Below are 18,921 nucleotides of genomic sequence, written 5' to 3' on the forward strand. Positions count from 1 at the left end.
TCAAGGTCGCACCCCGATCCGTCGATGGAACCCCGACCGGCCGCAGCGAGAGGGAACGACGATGACCCGCACCGACCGAGGACCCGCCCCGCGCCGCGGTACGAGCATCGCCGCCCGGCTGGTCGTCCTGTCCTCCGTCGGGGTGCTGGGGGTCGTCGTCGTCGGCGGCATCGGCGTCGCGGCCTCCGCGCAGCAGGACGCCGCCCAGGACGCCCTGGTCCGCGCCGACCGCGCCGCCGCGCTCGCCGAACGCGTCGACGCCGCCCAGGCCCGCGTCCGCGGCGACGTCATGACCTCGCTGGTGACGACCGACACCGCCGAGCGCCAGGCCGCCATCGCCGCGCTCGGCGCCGACGCCACCACCCTGCGCACCACCCTGCGCGAGCTGGCCACCGTCTCCGAGGGGGAGGTCCGCGACCAGACCGCCGACCTGCTCGCCCGGACCGAGACGGTCGTCACCCTGGGGCAGCGGGTCGTGTCGCTGTCCAACTACGAGATCACCGACCCCGCCCAGGTGGCCGCCCGGGCCGCGATGCCCGCGTTCTCCCAGGAGGCCGACGTCCTCAGCGAGGCCGTGCCGGGCATCGTCGAGGCCGCCGCGACCGCCCAGCGCGCCGCGGTCGAGAACTCCGCCGCGGCCCGCCGCGAGGCGCTGGTCCTGACGGTCTCCGCCAGCCTGCTCGTCACCGTCGTCCTGGCCGTCGTCGCCACCACGATCACCCGCGGCCTGCGCCGCCGGCTGCAGAGCACCGTGACGATCCTCGAGGCCGTCGCCGAGGGCCGTCTGGACGGGCGCGGCGAGGTGGGCCGCGAGGACGAGGTCGGGCGCATGGTGCGGGCCCTGAACACCGCCCTGGACAAGCTCGGGGAGCTGTTCGCCGAGGTCGGCCGCGTGTCCCGGGAGATGTCGTCCTCGGCCGACGAGCTCACCTCCGTCTCCGGTTCCCTGCACGAGCGGGCCGCCGGTTCCGCCGCCCAGGCCGGGGCCGGATCGGCTGCGGCGGAGGAGATCTCCGTGACCATCCGCAGCGTCGCCGACTCCAGCGGGGAGATGTCGGCCGCCATCGAGCAGATCGCCGCGGCCACCGCCGAGGCGTCCTCGGTCGCCGCCGACGCCGTCGCCGCCGTCGAGGAGGCCGTCGGCACGATCCGGGGGCTGGCGCAGTCGTCCGCCGAGATCGGCGACATCGTCAAGGTCATCACCTCCATCGCCGAGCAGACCAACCTGCTCGCGCTCAACGCCACCATCGAGGCCGCCCGCGCCGGGGAGTACGGCAAGGGCTTCGCCGTCGTCGCCAGCGAGGTCAAGGAACTGGCCTCCGAGTCGGCCCGCACCTCCGAGGGCATCGTCGTGAAGGTCACCGCCGCGCAGCGCGACGCCGCCGCCGCCGACGCCGCCATCCGCACCATCCGCGGGGTCGTCGAACGCATCAGCGACCTGCAGGCGACCGTCGCCAGCGCCGTCGAGGAGCAGACCGCCACGACCCGCGAGATGGTCCGCAACGTCGACGAGATCGCCGTCGGCTCGGCCGACGTGACCCGGTCCATCACCTCCATGGCGCACGACGTGAACCTCACGACCGACGTCGCCCAGCAGACCTCCGGGACCGCGGGCCGCGTCGCCGCCGCCGCGTCCGCCCTCGAGCACGAACTGCGCAAGTTCACCGTCTGAGCCCCGCCCCGCCGGCAGCCCCCGGCGGGGCCCGGCCCGCCACCGGCGGGGGAGCACCCCCAGCCCGCGACCGGGGCACGGCGGCGCACCGCGACCGCGCCCCGGCCACCGCACGCGTTCCCGGGTGCGTTTCCCCGGGACGTGTTCCCGGGCCGTGTTCCCCCGGGCCGTTCCGGCGTGCGGGCCGGGTCCGGCGGGTCTAGCGTCTGGCGCGCACCCCGGCCCCCCGGGGACCGCGAGCACCGCCACAGCAGGAAGAGGGTTTGATCACCATGCTCGGAACCATCGTCGGCCTCCTCGTCATCGGCCTCGTCGCCGGTTTCATCGCGCGGGCCCTGGTGCCCGGGAAGCAGCACATGGGTATCGGCGCGACCCTGCTGCTCGGCCTGGTCGGGTCCTTCATCGGGGGTTTCCTCGGCAAGCTGCTCTTCGGTTCGGACTCCGGTTCGGGTTTCGTCCAGCCGTCGGGCTGGATCGGGTCGATCATCGGCGCCATCATCGCGCTGCTGATCTGGATCTCCGTCCGTCGCCGCAGCCACGCCTGACCGGCACTCGACGCGTCCTCAGGGCCGCCGGTTCGCGACCACCCGGTCGCGTCCGGCGGCCTTGGCCGCGTAGAGGGCCTCGTCGGCCCGGGCGACGAGGTCGTCCAGGGACCGCGTCCCCTCGGTGAGCGCCGTCCCGATCGACACGGTCGGGCGCACCCGCGCCCCCGAGGGCAGTTCCACCGACAGCGCCGCGCACGCGGCCCGCAACCCCTCGGCGCGCGCGGCCACGTCGGCCGGGCCCAGCCCCGGCAGCACGAGGGCGAACTCCTCCCCGCCCGTGCGGGCCAGCAGGTCCCCCTCCCGCGTCCCGGCGGCCAGCGCGCGCGCGACGGCGACGAGCACCGCGTCCCCCGCGGCGTGGCCGTGCGTGTCGTTCACCGCCTTGAAGTGGTCGACGTCGACCACGAGCACCGCGACGGGTTCCCCGGTGCGCGCCCCGTCCACCAGGTTCCCCGCGGCGGGGGTGAAGTGCCGCCGGTTGTGCAGCCCCGTGAGGGGGTCGCGCACCGCTTCCTCGGCCAGCCGGGCGCGCAGCCGCTCGACCTCGGCGACCTCCTGCTCCAGCCGCTGCCGCGCCTGCACGAGCGCGGTGATGTCCCGGCCGACGACGACGCGGCCCAGGGGGCGGCCGCGCCGGTCGGCCAGCGCGGTGACCCGCACGTCCAGGTGCAGGCCGGGGGCGTACTCCAGGACGTACTCGGCCCGCCCGCCGGGCAGGTCCCCCAGGGCGCGGGCGCTGAGGAACTCCGCGGCGCGCACCCCCACGGGGTCGTCGGGCAGGTCCGGGCGCCGGGCGCGCAGGTAGGCCCGCCCGGCGGCGTTCACGTCGACCACCACCCCGCCGACGTCGACGACGACGACGTGGTCGCCGATGGTGTCCAGGACGACCGCGCGGGCCACCGGGACGGTCCGCAGCAGCCCGCCGCGCAGCACCGCCCAGGCGTCCAGGGCGGCCGTGGCGGTGAAGAACAGCGGGGTGAGGTCCTGCCCGGCCAGCCGCTGCTCGCCCGTCAGCACGACCACGTTCCCGGCCAGCGGCAGCGCCCCGGCCAGCAGCAGGACCCCGGCCTGGGTGCGCAGCAGCGGCGACCCCCGCAGCCAGGCCCGGCCCAGCCGCACCCCGGCGTCGGCCAGCAGCAGGTAGCACCAGGCGGTGTGGGCCCAGAACACGGGACCGAAGTCGTCGGCGTACCAGGGCGCGGAGTCCAGCGGCGTGATGCGGCGGAACACCAGGTGGTGCAGCGGGTCGGTGGCGGTCAGCGCGAGGATCAGCGCCGGGACGGCGACCAGGTGCGCGACGTGCGCGCGGGACGGCCGGCCGTGCGGGTCGACCACGAAGCGGGCCAGCAGGTGCAGGCTGACGACCGCTCCCAGGACCCCCGCCAGCGAGCCGTACAGCAGGGCGTCGTGCAGGACGCGGGGCAGCGGCAGGTTCTGCGGGGCGGCGAGGGCCGACCACACGGCCAGGCTCACGCCCCCGCCGGCCAGGGCGCGGGCCGCGGGGGTCCGCTCGCGGTAGCGCCAGGCCAGGACGGCGGTGCCGGCGTTGAGGACCGCCGCGACCGCGAAGGCGATCGTGAGGGCGGCGCCCAGGGGGGTCGTCACCGCGCCCGCAGCGCGGGCAGCGCGGGCTGCTCGGCCCGCTCGGGCCGTGCGGGGGACCCGGCGCGGCGGAGGAGTTCCGCGGCCGGTGCCGGGCGGGAGAACAGGTACCCCTGGGTGAGGGGGCAGCCCGCGCGCGCCAGCAGCTCGGCCTGCTCGGGGGTCTCCACGCCCTCGGCGACGACCCGCAGGCCCAGGGTCCCGGACAGCGACAGCAGGGCCGTCAGCAGCGCGGCGCGGCGCTGGGAGGTGGCGATCTGCGCGGTGAAGCCGTGGTCGAGCTTGAGGTAGTCCGCGGGCAGGGTGTCCAGGCGGCTGAACGCGGAGTAGCCGGTGCCGAAGTCGTCGATGGCGACGGCCGCGCCCGCCGCGCGCAGCCGTTCCAGGGTGCGCAGGGCCGGGCCGGAGGAGCCGTCGAGCAGGCTCTCGGTGACCTCCACGACGAGCCGGCCGACGGGCCAGCCGGAAGCGGCGACGAGGTCGAGGGCCCGGTCGGCGTAGTCGGGGCACACCAGTTCGCGGCCGGAGACGTTGACCGTGAGCAGCAGGTCGTCGCCGTAGACGGCGGTGAGGGCCCTCGCCCCGCGGCAGGCGTCGGCCAGGACGGCGGCGCCGAGCTCGACGACCAGGCCGGTCGTCTCGGCCACGGCGACGAACTCGTCGGGCCGCACCGGGCCGCGGGTGGGGTGCGTCCAGCGGGCCAGGGCCTCCACGCCGACGACGCGGCCGGTGGCCGGCTCCACGATCGGCTGGAACCAGGCCCGCACGTCGCCGGCGGCGAGGGCGTCGGCGAGGTCGCGGGCCATCTCGGCGCTGTCGAGGTCGTCGAGGCGGCAGCGGCCGCGGCCGGCGGTCTTGGCCGCGTGCAGGGCGGTGTCGGCGCGGCGCAGCAGGTCGGCCCCGGTCTCGCCGGGCAGGTGGCCGGCGACGCCGGCGGAGAAGCCCGCGACGGTCAGGGACTCCCGCAGCCGGCTGAGGAGGTCGAGGGCCTGCCCGCCGGTGGTGCCGGGCAGCAGGACGGCGAACTCGTCGCCGCCGTAGCGGGCCAGGACAGCGCCGGCGGGCAGCCCGCGGGTGAGGTCGTGGGCCAGCGCCTGCAGGAGCCGGTCGCCGCCGGCCTGGCCCTGGGCGTCGTTGACGGTCTTGAAGTGGTCGACGTCGAGCAGGACCGCGGCCAGCGGGGTGCCGGTGCGCGCCCGCAGCAGGGCCGCGTCCAGGGCGACGTCGAACCCGCGGCGGTTGCGCAGGCCGGTGAGGCTGTCGTGGTGGGCGTCGGAGGCCATCCGCACGAGGACGCCGACGACGGCGGTGACGACCAGGAGCACGGTGCCGAGCGCGACCGCGACGCCGGGGGTGACGCCGGGGCGGTCGTGCAGGGCCCAGGTGGCGCCGAGGAGGAGGGCGGCCAGGTGGGCGGCGCCGGCGCCCCAGCGGAAGAAGAACACGACGTCGACGGCGATGAACGCGTAGACCGCGGCGACGGCCAGCGCGGTCGCGGTCGTGGGGCACAGCGGGACGGCGAGCGTGGTCAGCAGCGTGCCGACGCCGACGACGGCGTGGAAGGCGCGGCGCGGCAGGTGCTTGCCGCGGGTCAGGAGACCGGCGCCGGCCAGCAGGGCGACGACGGCCAGGGCGAGCAGGGCGCGGCGCGGGCCGGGGGAGGCGGACGGGGTGCCGAGGACCACCGCGAGGGCGGCCGTCCCGCCGGCGGTGTAGAAGGCGCCCGCGGTCAGCGCCATGGTGCGGGGGGTCGCGATGACGGAGGGGGAGGGCGATCGGACCACGCTGGTTCCGTCGGAGCGCGACCCGGTCTTCTAGAGGGTGGCCACCCGCTCGGCGCAACGGCCGGTGGGGCCGTGGCGCGCCTCGCCGCGGGGGATTGTCAAGACATATGCACCTGGCTCTATCCTCTCGGAGGCAGGGTCGCCCCTTGCCGCAGTGCAGTCCACGCGCGACACGGAGGCCTCCCCGGCATGGTGAAGATCGCTCTCGACCCGACCCCGTTCCACCCCGACCACGACCTGCTGGACCTGCCCGACCTGGTGGCCCGCGCCGGGTTCGAGCACCTCCAGCTGGCCCCGCACCCCGACGTGTCCCCCTTCTTCCGCCACCCCACGGCCGACGACGCGCTCGTGGCCGCGTTCCGCAAGCGGGCCGCCGACGCGGGGGTGGGGATCACCTCCCTGCTGCCGGTGCAGCGCATCTCCTCGCCCGAGGAGACCCAGCGCGCCGCGGCGGTCCGGAACTTCCGGCGCGTCCTGCAGATCGCCGTCGACCTCGACGTCCGGGTCCTGAACACCGAGTTCTCCGGGCGCCCCGAACGCGCCGAGGACTCCGAGGACGCCTTCCACCGCTCGATGGAGGAGATCGTCCCGGTCCTGGAGCGCGAGGGCCTGACGCTGAACTTCGACCCGCACCCCGACGACTTCGTCGAGGACGCGCTGGAGGCGTGGCGCGTGGTCCGCGGCCTGAACACCGACCGCGTGGGCGTCGTGTACGTCGCCTCGCACACCTTCCACTACGGCGACCGGGCCACCTCGTTCCTGCCCGCGGTCGGGGCCCGCCTGGGCGCCGTCTACGCCGCCGACACGTTCGACCACCGCCGCTCGCACGGCCTGCGGTACATCTCCAACCCGCCCGGGAACGCCGCGCGCATCCACCAGCACCTCCGGATCGGCGCCGGCGACGTGGACTGGGCGGAACTGTTCGGCACGCTCCGCGGCACCGGGTTCCTCGACCGCGAGGACGCGATCGTCGTCTCCAACGTGTTCGCCGAGGACGAGACCGCGCACGAGACGTCGCAGTACCAGCTCCGGGCGCTGCGGGACCTGATCGCCGGGGCCTGAACCCGCCGGTCGCGGCGCCGCCCCGCGGCGGCCGCCGCGACCACCGGGTGCTGACGGGGAGCGGATCGGGGGGTACGGTCGAGCGACCAGCTCGAGCACAGGGCGGGCCGACAGCCGATCGACCACACGCCGACAAGATCCAGTCACCGCGCCGGTGACGGGAAGGACAAGCGTGGCGACGCCGTTCCCCGACCCCGCCCTCGACCCCCGGTCCTCGCCGGGCACCCCGCCGGAACCGGTGGCGTACCCCCTGCCCGAGGCCACCGGGCGGGTGGACGTGCACGACGAACCCGACCGCGTCGTGGTCCACCTCGCCGGGGAGATCGACGACGAGCTGCGCCCGTACCTCGACGACGCCGTCGACGGCCTCACCGCGCGGCTGCGCGAACGCACCCGCCCCGCGGCCGTCGACGCCCGCGAGGTCACCTTCATGGACTCCGCCGGGGCGGCCTTCCTGGCCCGCCTCGCCGTGACCGTGCGCCCCGCGCGGCTCACCGTCCACCCCAGCCGCCCGGTCGCCTTCCTGCTGGAGGTGACCCGCCTGTCCGACGTCGTCGACGTCGGCGAACCCGGCGGTGAACCCGGCGGTGAACCCGGCGGTGAACCCGGCGAGGTGCCCGGCGAGGTGCCCGGCGGGGACGGCGTCGACCGGTCCTGACGCGCGCGGACCCCGATCGTCGGCGACGATCAGGAGCCATGTGCGAGTGGTTCCCGAGTGCCGAGGTCGCCGTCGTGGGGGACCGGTCCGCGGCCCGCCACGCCCGGCGCTTCCTCGACGACCACTGGTGCGTCGAGCACGCGGCCCTGCTGCGCGGCCACGCCGACCTCGTCGTCAGCGAACTCGTCACCGAGGCCGTCGCGCACGGCGCCCCGCCGGTGGTCCTCAGCGTGGACTGCGAGGGGGCCGACGGGGTGGTCGTCTCCGTCAGCGACCGGGACCCCAACGGACCGCACTTCCAGACCGTGGGCCCCGAGGGCAGCCCCGGCACGAACCTCGTGGAGGTCCTCAGCGACGAGTGGGGCGTGCGCACCCGCCCCGGCGGCAAGACCGTCTGGAGCCGCCTGGTGGTCTGACGTGCCGACCGGCCCCGGCGCGGTTATCGTCCCGTCGACCGTCCGTGCAACCCGCTGCGGACCCGCCGACCAGGAGCCCCGTGCTTGTCACCGCCGCGCTCGACGCTGCCCGACGGGTCACCACGGAGGTCCCGTTGCCCGCCGGGGGCCGCACCCGCCGGCGCTGGCAGGTCCTCGCCGTCCTCGCCGCGCAGGACCTCACCACCGCACGGGTCGTCGAGGCCCACCTGGACGCCGTCGCCATCCGCGCCGAAGCGGGCCTGGCGACCCCGGACGGGACCACCTGGGGGGTGTTCGCCGCCGAGGCGCCCGACGTGCGCCTGGACGCCACGCCCGGGGACGGTGACGGGTGGCGGCTGACGGGCACGAAACCGTGGTGCTCGCTGGCCGGGGACCTCACCCACGCCCTCGTCACCGCCCACACCGCCGCCGGGCGCCGACTGTTCGCCGTCGACCTCGCCGCCGCCCGCGCCGACGGGACCGCCGAGGTGCTGCCCGACCGCTGGCACAGCCGCGGGCTCGTCGACGTCCCCAGCGGCCCGGTCGCGTTCCGCGCCGTGCCCGCCGACCCCGTCGGGGAGGCCGGCTGGTACCTGCGCCGGCCCGGCTTCGCCCACGGCGGCATCGGCGTCGCGGCCTGCTGGTTCGGCGGGGCGGTCGGCGTCGCCCGCCCGCTGCGGCGCTCCGAGCGCCACGACCCGCTGACCCGGCGCTCCCGCGGCACCGTCGAGCACCACCTGTGGACCGCGCGGCTCGCCCTCGACCACGCCGCCGCGGCCGTCGACGCGGGCGCCGCCGGCGGGCCCGCCGGGGAACTGCTCGCCCTGCGCACCCGCACCGTCGTGGCCACCGCCGCCGAGGCCGTCCTGACCGAGGTGGGGCACGCCCTCGGCCCGGCCCCGCTGACCCTGGACCGCGACCACGCCGCCCGCGTCGCCGACCTCACCGTGTACCTGCGCCAGCACCACGCCGACCACGACCTCGCCGCCCTCGGCGAGCGGGCCGGCCAGACCGGACCGGAGGACGAGCAGTGGCCCTGGTGAACGACGCCCCCGAACGCACCCCCGAACGCACCCCCGAACGCGCCGGGGCCGGCGCGCCGGCGCGGTTCACGCACGACGCCCCCGGGACCCCGGAGGCCGAGTGGGCCGGCTGGCCCGGCCTGCACGACGTGCCCGGCCTCGACTGGACCGGCGTGGAGCACGTCCTCGTGCTCGCCGCGCACCCCGACGACGAGACCCTCGGCGCCGGGGGCCTGATCGCCACCGCCGCCGCCCGCGGCCTGCCCGTCGACGTCGTCGTCGCCACCGACGGGGAGGCGTCGCACCCGGACTCGCCCACCACCACGCCCGCCGCGCTCGCCGGCCTGCGGGCCGGGGAGGTGCGGGAGGCCGTCGGCGAGCTGCACCCGCGGGCGCACCTGCACCGGCTGCGCGTCCCCGACGGCCGCGTGGCCGGTGAGGTCGCCGCGCTCACCGCCCGCCTGAGCCGGCTGGTGCGGCCCGGGACCCTCGTGCTCGCCCCGTGGACCGACGACGGGCACCCCGACCACGACGTCGCCGGGACCGTCGCGGCGCGGGTCGCCGCCGCGGCCGGCGCGCGGTGCCTGCACTACCCGGTGTGGGTGTGGCACTGGTCGCACCCCGGCGACGTCCGGGTGCCCTGGTCGCGCGGGGTGCGCCTGGACCTGGACGCCGGGGCCCGGGGCCGCAAGGCGGTGGCCATGGACCGCCACGTGTCGCAGACCCGGCCGCTGTCGGACCGGGCCGGCGACGAGGTGCTGCTCGCCCCGCAGGTGCTGGAGCACTTCACCCGCGACGCGGAGTTCTTCCTGACCGCCGGGACCGGCGACGGCACCGGCGACGGCACCGGGAGCCTGCCCGCGGAGTTCTTCGAGACGTTCTACGCCGAGCACGGCGACGACCCCTGGGGTTTCGAGGACCGCTGGTACGAGCAGCGCAAGCGGGCCCTCACGCTCGCGGTCCTGCCGCGCCCGCGGTTCCGGGCCGCGCTGGAGATCGGGTGCAGCGCCGGCGTCACCACGGTGGAGCTGGCCCCGCGGTGCGGGGAGCTGCTCGCGGTGGACATCTCCGCCTCGGCCCTGGGCCGGGCCCGGGAGCGGGTGGCGGCCGCCGGGCTGGGGCACGTCCGCACGCGGGTCGCGCGGGTCCCGCAGGAGTTCCCCGGAGGACGGTTCGACCTCATCGTGCTGTCCGAGGTCGCCTACTACTGCGACCGGGCCGACCTGGACGTGCTCGTCGCGCGGTTGCGCGAGCACCTCACCGACGACGGGGTGCTCGTGGCCTGCCACTGGCGCCACCTCGTCGCCGAGTACCCGCTGACCGGCGACGAGGTGCACCGGGCGCTGCGGGCCGCGCCGGGGCTGGAGGTCCTGGCCCACCACGAGGAGGAGGACTTCCTGCTCGACGTGCTGGTGCCGGGCCCGGCGGTGTCCGTCGCGCGGGCCGGGGGGCTGGTGCCGTGAGGATCAGCGTCGTCGTCCCCGCCCGGGACGAGGAGGAGACGATCGGCGACTGCCTGAGCGCCCTGGCGCGGGCCGCCGCCCGGTGCCCGGTGCCGGTCGAGGTGGTCGTGGTCGCCGACCGGTGCGTGGACGGGACCGCCGACGTCGCCCGCGCCGCGGGGGTCCGCGTCGTGCGGACGCGCGCCGGGTCGGTCGGGGCGGCCCGGCGGGCCGGGGTGACCGCCGCGCTCATCGGTCTGCCCCTGTCGCAGCAGTGGATCGCCAGCACCGACGCCGACTCCCGCGTCCCGGCGCAGTGGCTGCGCCACCACGCCGCCGTCGCCGCCTCCGGCGTCGACCTGCTGCTGGGGACGGTCCGGCTCGACGGGCTGGTGACCTCCCACACCCGCTGGCGCGAGCGGTACGCGGCGGGGGAGTGGGCCAGCGGTCACCGGCACGTGCACGGGGCCAACCTGGGGGTGCGCGCCTCCGTGTACCGCGCCGCGGGCGGGTTCCCGCCGCTGCCGGCGCACGAGGACCGGGTCCTGGCCGAGCGGGTGCGGGAACTGCCCGCGGCGCGGGTGCTCAGCTCCACCGAGTTCCCGGTCCTCACCAGCAGCCGGTTGCTGGGCCGTGCGCCCGCGGGGGTGGCGCACGACCTCAGCGCGTGAGGCCGGCCCGTCGGGTCAGTGCTTGTCGCCGGTGATGGCGTCCTTGACCTTGGTCACGACGTTCTCGGCCTGCTGGGCCACGCCGCCGACGGCGTTGCCGGGCTTGCCGGGACCCTGGTTGCCGTCGTAGGTGACGTACTGCAGCGGGTCCGGCGCCGGGAGGATGCCCTGGTCGTCGGTGAGGGGCCGCAGCTCCTCGGCGCGGAACGGCTCGCCGTCGACGAGGCTGTTCGCGGTCGCCCACAGACCCTCGCCGGCGCGGCTGCCGTCGGTGCCGGTGTAGAAGACGTGCGCGGCGTCCTTGTTCTCCCAGTCGCCGTTCGACTGCTCGATCTGGGTCTCGATGAACCCGTCGTCGATGAGCATCTGGATGCCCATGAGCCACTGCTGCTGGTGGTAGGTGTCGCGGGCCAGGTTGAAGGCCAGCATGTCCTTGACCCCGCGGTCGTCGGTCATGTTCGCGATGCGGCTGGTCATCAGCCGGCTCTGCGCCTCGGCGGAGACGTTGGACCGGAAGTCGGTCAGCAGGTTCCCGCTGGCGACGATGTACCCGGCGTTCCACGGGTTGCCCAGCGAGTCCGTGGGGCGCGCGCCGCCGCCGGAGACGATGGCGTGCTGGGGGTTCTGGCCACCGAGGACCGCGGCGAGAGCGGGGTTGGCGGCGACGGCCTTGGCCGTCGTCTCACCGGGAGCGCCCTCGAGGAGGCGGGCCTGCATGACGGTGAGCATCTCGACGTGGCTGATCTCCTCCGTCCCGATGTCCATGATCATGTCCTTGTACTTGCCGGGGACGCGGCAGTTCCAGCCCTGGAACAGGTACTGCATCATGACGGTCATCTCGCCGAACTGGCCGCCGACGAGTTCCTGGAACTTGGCGGCGAACAGCGCGTCGGGCTTCTCGGGCTTGGCGGTGAACTGGAGTTCTCGGGTGTGGCGGTACACGGGGTGTCCTCTCATCGTCTTCGTCGCAGTCGCGGTCGCAGCGAGCGTCGTGTGAAGACCTGCGACCACCTCCTACCCGTGGGCCGGGGCCGCAAACGGCCCCCGGGCAGATCGGGGTCGGGCCGGACCCACGGCGCCGGGACGACGGCCTCGGGGTCGGTGCCGGCCGGGTCGGCCTCCACGGTGTCGGCCGCCAGCGCCCCCAGGCAGCGGCGCAGCGCCGTGACGACGGCCCCGGCGGTCTGCCGGTCCCGGTCGGTGCCAGCCCGCTGCGCCGCCTCCACCGCGGTCAGGTCCCGCAGCCGTTCCCCCACCCGCGCCAGGCCCTCCGCCCGCCCCTCGGAGTCCTCCCCCCGGCGCAGGACCCCGGCCAGTTCGGTCAGGACCCCGGCGGTGGGACGACGCAGCTCCGCGTCCAGGGCGACGTCGCGCCCGGTGGTGGCCTGCACCTCCAGCAGCAGCTCGGTGAGTTCCTCCACCCGGGTGGCGACGTTCTCCAGCGCCACCCCGGCGACGTGCTGCTCCCGGACGCGCTCGACGTGGGTGCGGGCGCGCACGTTGCCCCGCAACGACTCCTCGGTCTCCCAGCGGGACCGGCGCAGCGAGTCGCGCACCGGCGCGATCGACCGCAGCCGCCGCTGCCAGTCCTCCACGTCCGGGGGGTCGTCGGTGCGCAGGGCGTCGGCGACGTCGTCGAGCTGGTCGGCCAGGGTCGTCGCCAGCTCGTGCAGGGCCCGGCCCGAGCGGGCCAGCGGGACCGAGGGCAGGGCCGCGTTCACCGCGACCGCCACGCACCCCCCGAGCAGGGTCAGCGCCGTGTAGGCGACGGCGTACCGCACGGGGTGCTCGGCGCCCGCGACGAGGACGAACAGCGCCACCGTCAGCACCCAGCTGCCCTGGGTGTCGAAGACCCGCCAGCCGGCCAGCAGCGTCGCGCAGAACACCACGGCGGGCACGACGAGCAGGTCCCGGCCGAACAGCTGCGCCAGGGCCAGCGACAGCAGCGCCCCGCACAGGATCGCCGCGACGGCCCGCACCGAGTTGCGCAGGGAACTGCGCACCGTGGAGTAGGAACCGACCACCGCTCCCAGCGGGGCGAAGTACGGGTAGGTGTCCGGCACGTCCCCGGGCAGGTTCAGCGCGATCACCCAGGCCAGCAGCGCGGCCAGCGCGGTGCGGGCAGACAGACCCAGGCGCGGGAACCGCACGAGCAGTTCCCGCGCCCGGGCCCGGGGGGACCGGCGCTCCGCCGCGGTCCGGGGGGTTCTCGAGGTCTTCAGGGTCGTCCCGTCCGTCAGGGGTGCAGCACCACCCCGGTGCTCGCGGCCCGTCCCGGCCCGTTCACAGCGGCGGCCCGACGACGCGGCCCAGGACCCGGCCGTCGCGGACCTGCGTCTGCACCGTCGGCTGCGGCGCCGTCGCGGGCCCGCCGACGGGCGCGCCGTCGCGGAAGCGGAACTCGCTGGCGTGCCACGGGCAGGTGATCGTCGTGTCCGCGCCCGACCCGGACACCTCCCCCTCGTGCAGGGCCGCGCCCAGGTGGGTGCAGGTGTCGGTCAGGGCCAGGACGTCGTCGCCGCGGCGCAGCACGCACAGCGGGGCGTCCCCGATCCAGCGCTGCTGCGGGCGGTCCTGCGGCAGGTCCGCCAGCGGCCCGAGGTCGGTGAACCCCTTCCCGTCCCCGGCCAGGTGCACCAGGTGCTCGGCGTGGTTCGCGCCGGCCGCCCACCGGTAGGCCAGGTGCCCGCCGAGGGCGCCCGCGGCGCCGGCGACGACGGTGCCGGCGGTGCGCAGCGCGCGGCCGTGCCGGCGCGAGAGCAGGGAGGCCGTCCACAGCGTCGCGGCGACGGCGTTCCCGGCGGCGTGCACGATCGCGGTGCGCTGCTGGTCGGGGTGCAGGTCGACGTAGTCGGCCCACCCGGCGAGCGCGGTGGGGACGACCGAGGCGACGGACACCGCGGCCAGCGCCCGCGCGGGCGCCTCCAGCGCACCGCCGCCGGGCAGCACCGTCGCGGCCGTGTCGAGGATCAGCGCCGACACCGACGTCCCCACGGGCAGCTGCGCCAGCGCCGGGTGGGCGGGGTGACCGGCCGGGCGGCCGTGCAGCAGGCCGCGCACCGGCCCGCCGGGCAGGACGCGGTCCGCGACGGCCGCCGCCCGCGCGGCCAGCGGGTCCAGCGCGGTCCACCGCGAGGGGGCGTCGAACAGGGAGGTCAGCAGGGCCATGGCTCCGTGCTACGCCCTCGCGGGCGGGCCCGCGCGGTGAAACACCGGTTTCGGCGGCGCGGGCGCGGGTAGGTCAGGAGGAGGGTGGCCGCCGCTCATCCGATCCGCGAACGAAGGAGCGCACGAGCATGAAGGTCGCGATCACGGGGGCCTCGGGGAACGTCGGGACGGCGCTGCTGCGCCGCCTGGCCGGCACGGGGACCGAGGTCGTCGGGATCTGCCGGCGCCTGCCGGACGGCCCGGGGCCCGAGGGGGTGTACGAGGGCGTGCAGTGGGAGTCGCTCGACATCGCCGGTCCCGGGGCGGTGCCCCGGCTCACCGAGGTCCTGCGCGGCGTCGACGCCGTGGTGCACGCGGCGTGGCTCATCCAGCCCGCCCGCGACCCGCAGGAGCTGACCCGCGTGAACGTCGGCGGCAGCCGGAACGTGGTGAGCGCCGCGCTCGCCGCGGGCGTCCCGCACCTGGTGCACCTGTCCTCGATCGGCGCCTACTCCACCCACCCCGTCGGCGACGGCCGCGTCGAGGAGTCCTGGCCGACCGGCGGCATCCGCCCCTCGCAGTACTCCCGGGAGAAGGTCGCCGTCGAGGAGCACCTGGACGCCGTGCTGGCCGACCACCCCGAGCTGACCGTCACGCGGGTGCGCCCGGCGCTGGTGTTCCAGCGCGACGCCGGCAGCGAGATCTCCCGCTACTTCCTCGGCGCGCTCGTCCCCACCCGCCTGCTGCGCCGGGTGCCGCTGCCCGTGGTGCCGCTGCCGACGGGGGTGCGGTTCCAGGTCGTGCACGCCGACGACCTCGCCGACGCCCTGGCGCGCATCCTGGAACGGGCCCCCGGCGGGGCGTTCAACATCGCCGACGAACCCGTCCTGGGCAACCGCGACCTCGCGCTGGCGCTGAACGCCGGGCGGTACGTCGAGCTCGACCGCCGCGTCGTGCGGGCCGCCGCGGCCCTGACGTACCGGGCGCACGTGCACCCCGTGGAGCCCGGCTGGGTCGACCTCGGGTTCGGGGTCCCCGTCATGCGCACCGACCGGGCCCGCGAGGAGCTCGGCTGGCGCCCGGCTCACGCCGCGCGCGACGTGCTGGTGGAGCTGCTCGACGGCATCCGCGACCACGCGGGCACGCCCTCGGGGGCCATGCGGCGGCGCACCGGGCTGGTGACCTCGCGGACCGGCACCTGAACCCCCAGGTGCTCGCGCAGCCGGTGCAGGATCCCGGTCAGCAACCGGGACACCTGCATCTGGCTGATGCCCAGGTCCTGCGCGATGCGGGTCTGGGTGGCGTCGTCGTAGAAGCGCAGCCGCAGGATGCGCTTCTCCCGCTCGCTGAGCGTGGTGATCGCGCCCTTGAGGGAGACCAGGTCGTCCACCTGCGCCGTCGCGTCGCTCCCGCTCGCGACGTCGTGCCGGGGGACGTCCAGGGACAGCGCCGAGTACGCGTGGGTGGCCTGCCGGACCTCGTGCAGCTCCTCGACGGTGGCGTCCAGGCGCGCGGCCAGCTGCTCGTCGGTCAGGCCCGTCGCGTCCTCGTGGATGAGCCGGGCCCGCAGCTCCTGCAGGCGCCGCGGCGGGCGGACGCACCAGCCGTGGTCGCGGAAGAACCGGCGGATCTCCCCGTTGATGGTGGGGGTGGCGAAGGCGCCGAACTCGCAGCCCTGCTCGGGCCGGAACCGCTCGGCGGCCTTCACCAGACCCAGGTAGGCGATCTGCTCGAGGTCCTCGTTCGGGATGCCCCGGTGGCGGTAGCGGGAGGCCAGCCCCCGGGCCAGTCCCAGGTGGTCCTCGATGAGGGTCTCACGTTCGTCGATCATGCAGGATCTCCTCGGGGCGAAGGCTGATCGGCCCAGGCGTTCGCTGCTGCACCCGGACGTAGGTCACTCCAACACCGACCACGGGGGGCGGCAACCGGGAGGGTCAGCGGCTGTAGTCGCGCGAACGGGAGCGCCGCTGGGAGTCCTCCAGCGCCGCGAACCGGGCCTCGGCGTGCGGCGGCAGGACGCGCCGTTCGCGCAGCACCCACGGCAGCCCCGCGACGGCGTCCAGCACCCCCCGCGCGCTCGTGCGGTCCGCCGGCAGCGACCGCACGACGTCGCGGGTGCGGCGCGCCGCCGTCGGCAGGGGACGGCGCAGCCACGTGAACCACAGGGTGTTGCGGATGCCGTCGCGCCGCCGGCGCGCCGACTCCCGCAGCACCGACGCCTGGTGGTGGATCTGCAGGTCCTCCAGGTAGCACAGCTCCCACCCGGCGGCGGCGAGGTCGGCGGCCAGCAGTTCCTCCTCCCCGCCCAGCCACAGCCGGCGGGAGAACCCCCCGACGGCCAGGAACGCGCTGCGGCGCACCACCGACGCCCCGGCCAGGAAACTGCCCAGCGCCGGGCCGGGCAGGCCGGGCGCGCCCCGCACGGGGGACTCGCGCAGCTCGGTGACGATCCCGTCCTCCACGCTCCCGGGTTCGACGAGGATCCGGGCCGTCAGGACCGCCACCCGGGGGTCGGCGTCGAGGACGTCGGCCGCCCGCGCCAGGGACCCGGGGTCCCACCAGGTGTCGTCGTCGCAGAACGCCACGTACGGGGTCCGGGCCGTGGCGACCCCGGTGTTGCGGGCCACCGCCCCCTGGTTCTCCGGCAGCACCACGACGTCGAGCCGGTCACCGCCGGGGGTGCCGCGCGGGTGCGCGGCCCGCAGCGCGTCGGCCGTCCCGTCGGTGGAGCCGTTGTCCAGGACGATCACGCGGGGGCGCTCGGGCAGGGCCAGCAGCCGCCCGACGGCCACCAGCGCCTCCTCGCGCCGCTGCCAGGTGATCATCACGACGCTCACGCGGGGGTCCTCGGCGGGGTCCTCGGCGGGGTGCCCGGCGGGCTCAGCCACGGACGCTCAACCTCTCCTCCACCAGCCGGGACGTCCCGCGGCGCTCGCGCAGGGCCGCCGGGACGCGCGGCACCGCGGCCAGCGCCCCGTGCCGCGGTTCCCCGCCGGCCACCAGCGCCCGCACCGTGCTCGCCGCCGCGACCCGCACCGGCCGGCGCATCCATGCCGTCAGCAACGCGTTGCGCTGCAGCAGCTCCCTCCGGGACTGCGCGGTCCCGCGACTGGGGGAGGGGTGGTGGTGGGCGACCACGTCGTCCACGTACGCCAGCCCCCACCCGGCGGCCAGCAGGTCGTAGGTGACGCGTTCCTCCTCGCCCCCGAAGTGCACCACGCGGTCGAAACCCCCCGTCGCCAGGAACGCCTCCCGGCGCACCACCGCCGCGCACGCGACGAAACCCATCACGTGCGGGCCCGGCAGGTCCGGGTCCCGCCCCCACGGCGCCGAGGCCATGTCCGTGCACACCGGGTCCAGCTCCTCGGCCGGACCCACGAGCGTGCGGGCCGCCAGCACCGCCAGCCGCGGGTGCGCCGCGAACACCTCCGCGGCCCGGGCCAGCGCCCCCGGCGCCCACCAGGAGTCGTCGTCGGCGAACGCGACCAGCGGGGTCCGCGCGGCCCGCACCCCCAGGTTCCGCGCCGTGGCGCCCAGGTTCCGGCCCGGCCGCACCGACCGCAGCTCCGGAGCCCCCGCCGCGCGGCGGCGCGCGGCCTCCTGCGCGACCACGGTCGCGGTGCCGTCGGTCGAGCCGTTGTCCACGACCACCACCTCCGCCTCGTGCCGGGGCAGGGTGGAGCCCAGGTCCGCCGCGCGGTCCCGGGTGGCGACGACGACCGTGACCGGGGGCGGGGCGGGCTGCGGGGCGTGCGGCGCGGCGGGCATGGTCGCGAACGTACCGACGAGCGCACGGGCGCGCGCGGTGGTTGCATGCGCACCATGCCCGAGAACCGCCTGCCGTTCCGCCGCGCCGTCGTCACCGGTGGTGCCGGTTTCCTCGGTTCCCACCTGTGCGAGGCCCTCCTGGACGCCGGGGTCGAGGTCGTCTGCCTGGACAACTTCCTCACCGGCACCCCCGCCAACGTGGCGCACCTCATGGAGCACCCCGGTTTCCACCTGCGCCGGTGCGACATCACCGAGTACGTCCACGTGCCCGGCCCCGTCGACCTCGTCCTGCACTTCGCCTCGCCCGCCTCGCCGGTGGACTACCTGAAGCTGCCGCTGGAGACCCTCAAGGTCGGTTCCACCGGCACCTGGCACGCGCTCGGGCTGGCCAAGGAGAAGAGCGCCCGGTTCCTGCTGGCCTCCACCTCCGAGACCTACGGCGACCCGCAGGTCCACCCGCAGCCGGAGACCTACTGGGGGCACGTGAACCCCGTCGGTCCCCGCGGTGTCTACGACGAGTCCAAGCGGTACGCCGAGGCCCTCACCACCGCCTACCGCACGACCCACGGCGTCGACACCGCCATCGTCCGCATCTTCAACACCTACGGTCCGCGGATGCGCGCCGCCGACGGCCGCGCCATCCCCACCTTCATCCGGCAGGCCCTCGCCGGTGAACCCGTCACCGTCGCCGGGGACGGGCAGCAGACCCGCTCCATCTGCTACGTCGACGACCTCGTCGCCGGGATCCTCGCCCTGGCCGCCAGCGGGCACCCCGGCCCCGTGAACATCGGCAACCCCACCGAGCTCACCGTCCGCGCCATCGCCGAGGACGTCATCGCCGCCGCGGGGTCCGGCTCCCCGCTGGAGTTCATCGGCCGCCCCGTCGACGACCCGCAGGTCCGCCGCCCCGACACCACCCTGGCCCGCACCGTCCTGGGCTGGGAACCGCGCGTGGACTGGGCCGACGGCCTGGCCCGCACCGTGCGGTGGTTCCAGGAGCAGCGCGCGGCCGCCGACCAGGAGGAGGCGCACGCCCGCCGCGTCGTGGACGTGCGCGACGCCGAGCGCGCACTGCCCCCCGTCTCGTGATCCGGGCTACTGTGACGCAGCTGAGGTCGAGCAGAGGCTG

At 76.3% G+C, this 18,921-nt stretch carries 18 protein-coding genes; 10 read left to right on the forward strand and 8 right to left on the reverse strand.

The features are described from left to right. The first annotated feature begins 61 nt into the window (after positions 1–61). Together ACRYM6_RS17640 and ACRYM6_RS17645 are read left to right on the forward strand one after the other, a co-directional pair. Positions 62–1,672 carry a methyl-accepting chemotaxis protein gene (locus ACRYM6_RS17640; protein ID WP_432544187.1) on the forward strand — a complete coding sequence of 537 codons (1,611 nt, stop codon included), beginning with the start codon at positions 62–64 and terminating at the stop codon, positions 1,670–1,672. A 272-nt stretch (positions 1,673–1,944) separates the two neighbouring features. Next, positions 1,945–2,217, forward strand: coding sequence for a GlsB/YeaQ/YmgE family stress response membrane protein (locus ACRYM6_RS17645; RefSeq protein ID WP_432544188.1), 273 nt, complete (start codon positions 1,945–1,947; stop codon positions 2,215–2,217). An 18-nt stretch (positions 2,218–2,235) separates the two neighbouring features. Here the strand turns inward: ACRYM6_RS17645 and ACRYM6_RS17650 are convergent, their stop codons facing one another. Both ACRYM6_RS17650 and ACRYM6_RS17655 read right to left on the reverse strand, forming a co-directional pair. Further along, on the reverse strand, positions 2,236–3,825 hold the full coding sequence (locus tag ACRYM6_RS17650) for a histidine kinase N-terminal 7TM domain-containing diguanylate cyclase (RefSeq protein ID WP_432544189.1): 1,590 nt from the start codon (positions 3,823–3,825) through the stop codon (positions 2,236–2,238). Next, the gene (locus ACRYM6_RS17655) at positions 3,822–5,606 is read right to left on the reverse strand and encodes a putative bifunctional diguanylate cyclase/phosphodiesterase (protein WP_432544190.1); all 1,785 of its coding nucleotides are present in this window, start codon (positions 5,604–5,606) and stop codon (positions 3,822–3,824) included. The genes ACRYM6_RS17650 and ACRYM6_RS17655 overlap by 4 nt, the downstream gene beginning before the upstream one ends. Before the next feature lie 189 nt (positions 5,607–5,795). Here ACRYM6_RS17655 and ACRYM6_RS17660 point away from each other — a divergent pair, with 189 nt between their 5' ends. From ACRYM6_RS17660 to ACRYM6_RS17685, 6 genes are all read left to right on the forward strand, one after another. Beyond that, the gene (locus tag ACRYM6_RS17660) at positions 5,796–6,668 is read left to right on the forward strand and encodes a sugar phosphate isomerase/epimerase family protein (protein ID WP_432544191.1); all 873 of its coding nucleotides are present in this window, start codon (positions 5,796–5,798) and stop codon (positions 6,666–6,668) included. Positions 6,669–6,840: 172 nt separating this feature from the next. Further along, the gene (locus ACRYM6_RS17665; protein WP_432544192.1) at positions 6,841–7,326 is read left to right on the forward strand and encodes an STAS domain-containing protein; all 486 of its coding nucleotides are present in this window, start codon (positions 6,841–6,843) and stop codon (positions 7,324–7,326) included. Positions 7,327–7,364: 38 nt separating this feature from the next. Continuing rightward, positions 7,365–7,742, forward strand: a complete 378-nt coding sequence (locus tag ACRYM6_RS17670; RefSeq protein WP_432544193.1) for an ATP-binding protein — start codon at positions 7,365–7,367, stop codon at positions 7,740–7,742. Positions 7,743–7,822: 80 nt separating this feature from the next. Beyond that, positions 7,823–8,785: an acyl-CoA dehydrogenase gene (locus ACRYM6_RS17675; RefSeq protein WP_432544194.1), complete on the forward strand. Its 963-nt coding sequence runs from the start codon at positions 7,823–7,825 to the stop codon at positions 8,783–8,785. Then, positions 8,773–10,227: a PIG-L family deacetylase gene (locus ACRYM6_RS17680; RefSeq protein ID WP_432544195.1), complete on the forward strand. Its 1,455-nt coding sequence runs from the start codon at positions 8,773–8,775 to the stop codon at positions 10,225–10,227. The genes ACRYM6_RS17675 and ACRYM6_RS17680 overlap by 13 nt, the downstream gene beginning before the upstream one ends. Further along, the gene (locus tag ACRYM6_RS17685) at positions 10,224–10,877 is read left to right on the forward strand and encodes a glycosyltransferase family 2 protein (protein WP_432544196.1); all 654 of its coding nucleotides are present in this window, start codon (positions 10,224–10,226) and stop codon (positions 10,875–10,877) included. The genes ACRYM6_RS17680 and ACRYM6_RS17685 overlap by 4 nt, the downstream gene beginning before the upstream one ends. Before the next feature lie 15 nt (positions 10,878–10,892). Here the strand turns inward: ACRYM6_RS17685 and ACRYM6_RS17690 are convergent, their stop codons facing one another. The 3 genes from ACRYM6_RS17690 to ACRYM6_RS17700 form a co-directional block, all read right to left on the reverse strand. Further along, a complete protein-coding gene (locus ACRYM6_RS17690; protein WP_432544197.1) occupies positions 10,893–11,819 on the reverse strand; it encodes a manganese catalase in 927 nt (308 codons plus the stop codon). Between the two features lie 11 nt (positions 11,820–11,830). Next, positions 11,831–13,027, reverse strand: a complete 1,197-nt coding sequence (locus tag ACRYM6_RS17695; protein ID WP_432544198.1) for an FUSC family protein — start codon at positions 13,025–13,027, stop codon at positions 11,831–11,833. 133 nt (positions 13,028–13,160) lie between these two features. Continuing rightward, positions 13,161–14,045, reverse strand: a complete 885-nt coding sequence (locus tag ACRYM6_RS17700; protein ID WP_432544199.1) for a Rieske (2Fe-2S) protein — start codon at positions 14,043–14,045, stop codon at positions 13,161–13,163. A gap of 128 nt (positions 14,046–14,173) precedes the next feature. Between ACRYM6_RS17700 and ACRYM6_RS17705 the strand changes: the two genes are divergently transcribed. After that, a complete protein-coding gene (locus ACRYM6_RS17705; RefSeq protein ID WP_432544200.1) occupies positions 14,174–15,226 on the forward strand; it encodes an NAD-dependent epimerase/dehydratase family protein in 1,053 nt (350 codons plus the stop codon). On the opposite strand, the gene ACRYM6_RS17710 is transcribed toward ACRYM6_RS17705, so the two are convergent. The 3 genes from ACRYM6_RS17710 to ACRYM6_RS17720 form a co-directional block, all read right to left on the reverse strand. After that, complete coding sequence (locus ACRYM6_RS17710) at positions 15,109–15,855, reverse strand: sigma-70 family RNA polymerase sigma factor (protein WP_432544201.1); 747 nt, start codon at positions 15,853–15,855, stop codon at positions 15,109–15,111. The two genes, ACRYM6_RS17705 and ACRYM6_RS17710, sit on opposite strands and share 118 nt — an antisense overlap. 103 nt (positions 15,856–15,958) lie before the next feature. Further along, complete coding sequence (locus ACRYM6_RS17715; protein WP_432544221.1) at positions 15,959–16,849, reverse strand: glycosyltransferase family 2 protein; 891 nt, start codon at positions 16,847–16,849, stop codon at positions 15,959–15,961. Positions 16,850–16,904: 55 nt separating this feature from the next. Beyond that, positions 16,905–17,792 (reverse strand): glycosyltransferase family 2 protein, encoded by an 888-nt coding sequence (locus ACRYM6_RS17720; RefSeq protein ID WP_432544202.1) that lies wholly within the window; start codon positions 17,790–17,792, stop codon positions 16,905–16,907. Between the two features lie 54 nt (positions 17,793–17,846). Here ACRYM6_RS17720 and ACRYM6_RS17725 point away from each other — a divergent pair, with 54 nt between their 5' ends. Beyond that, positions 17,847–18,881, forward strand: coding sequence for a UDP-glucuronic acid decarboxylase family protein (locus ACRYM6_RS17725; protein WP_432544203.1), 1,035 nt, complete (start codon positions 17,847–17,849; stop codon positions 18,879–18,881). Positions 18,882–18,921: the final 40 nt, after the last annotated feature.

This window comes from Kineococcus rugosus (assembly GCF_050871975.1).
In the GTDB taxonomy this organism is placed as follows: domain Bacteria; phylum Actinomycetota; class Actinomycetes; order Actinomycetales; family Kineococcaceae; genus Kineococcus.

Bases quoted from the DNA above. Each gene is read 5' to 3' on its own strand.
- ACRYM6_RS17640 (WP_432544187.1), top strand. From the start codon at position 62: ATGACCCGCACCGACCGAGGACCCGCCCCGCGCCGCGGTACGAGCATC.
- ACRYM6_RS17645 (WP_432544188.1), top strand. From the start codon at position 1,945: ATGCTCGGAACCATCGTCGGCCTCCTCGTCATCGGCCTCGTCGCCGGT.
- ACRYM6_RS17660 (WP_432544191.1), top strand. From the start codon at position 5,796: ATGGTGAAGATCGCTCTCGACCCGACCCCGTTCCACCCCGACCACGAC.
- ACRYM6_RS17670 (WP_432544193.1), top strand. From the start codon at position 7,365: ATGTGCGAGTGGTTCCCGAGTGCCGAGGTCGCCGTCGTGGGGGACCGG.
- ACRYM6_RS17700 (WP_432544199.1), bottom strand. From the start codon at position 14,045: ATGGCCCTGCTGACCTCCCTGTTCGACGCCCCCTCGCGGTGGACCGCG.
- ACRYM6_RS17705 (WP_432544200.1), top strand. From the start codon at position 14,174: ATGAAGGTCGCGATCACGGGGGCCTCGGGGAACGTCGGGACGGCGCTG.
- ACRYM6_RS17710 (WP_432544201.1), bottom strand. From the start codon at position 15,855: ATGATCGACGAACGTGAGACCCTCATCGAGGACCACCTGGGACTGGCC.
- ACRYM6_RS17715 (WP_432544221.1), bottom strand. From the start codon at position 16,849: ATGATCACCTGGCAGCGGCGCGAGGAGGCGCTGGTGGCCGTCGGGCGG.
- ACRYM6_RS17720 (WP_432544202.1), bottom strand. From the start codon at position 17,792: ATGCCCGCCGCGCCGCACGCCCCGCAGCCCGCCCCGCCCCCGGTCACG.
- ACRYM6_RS17725 (WP_432544203.1), top strand. From the start codon at position 17,847: ATGCCCGAGAACCGCCTGCCGTTCCGCCGCGCCGTCGTCACCGGTGGT.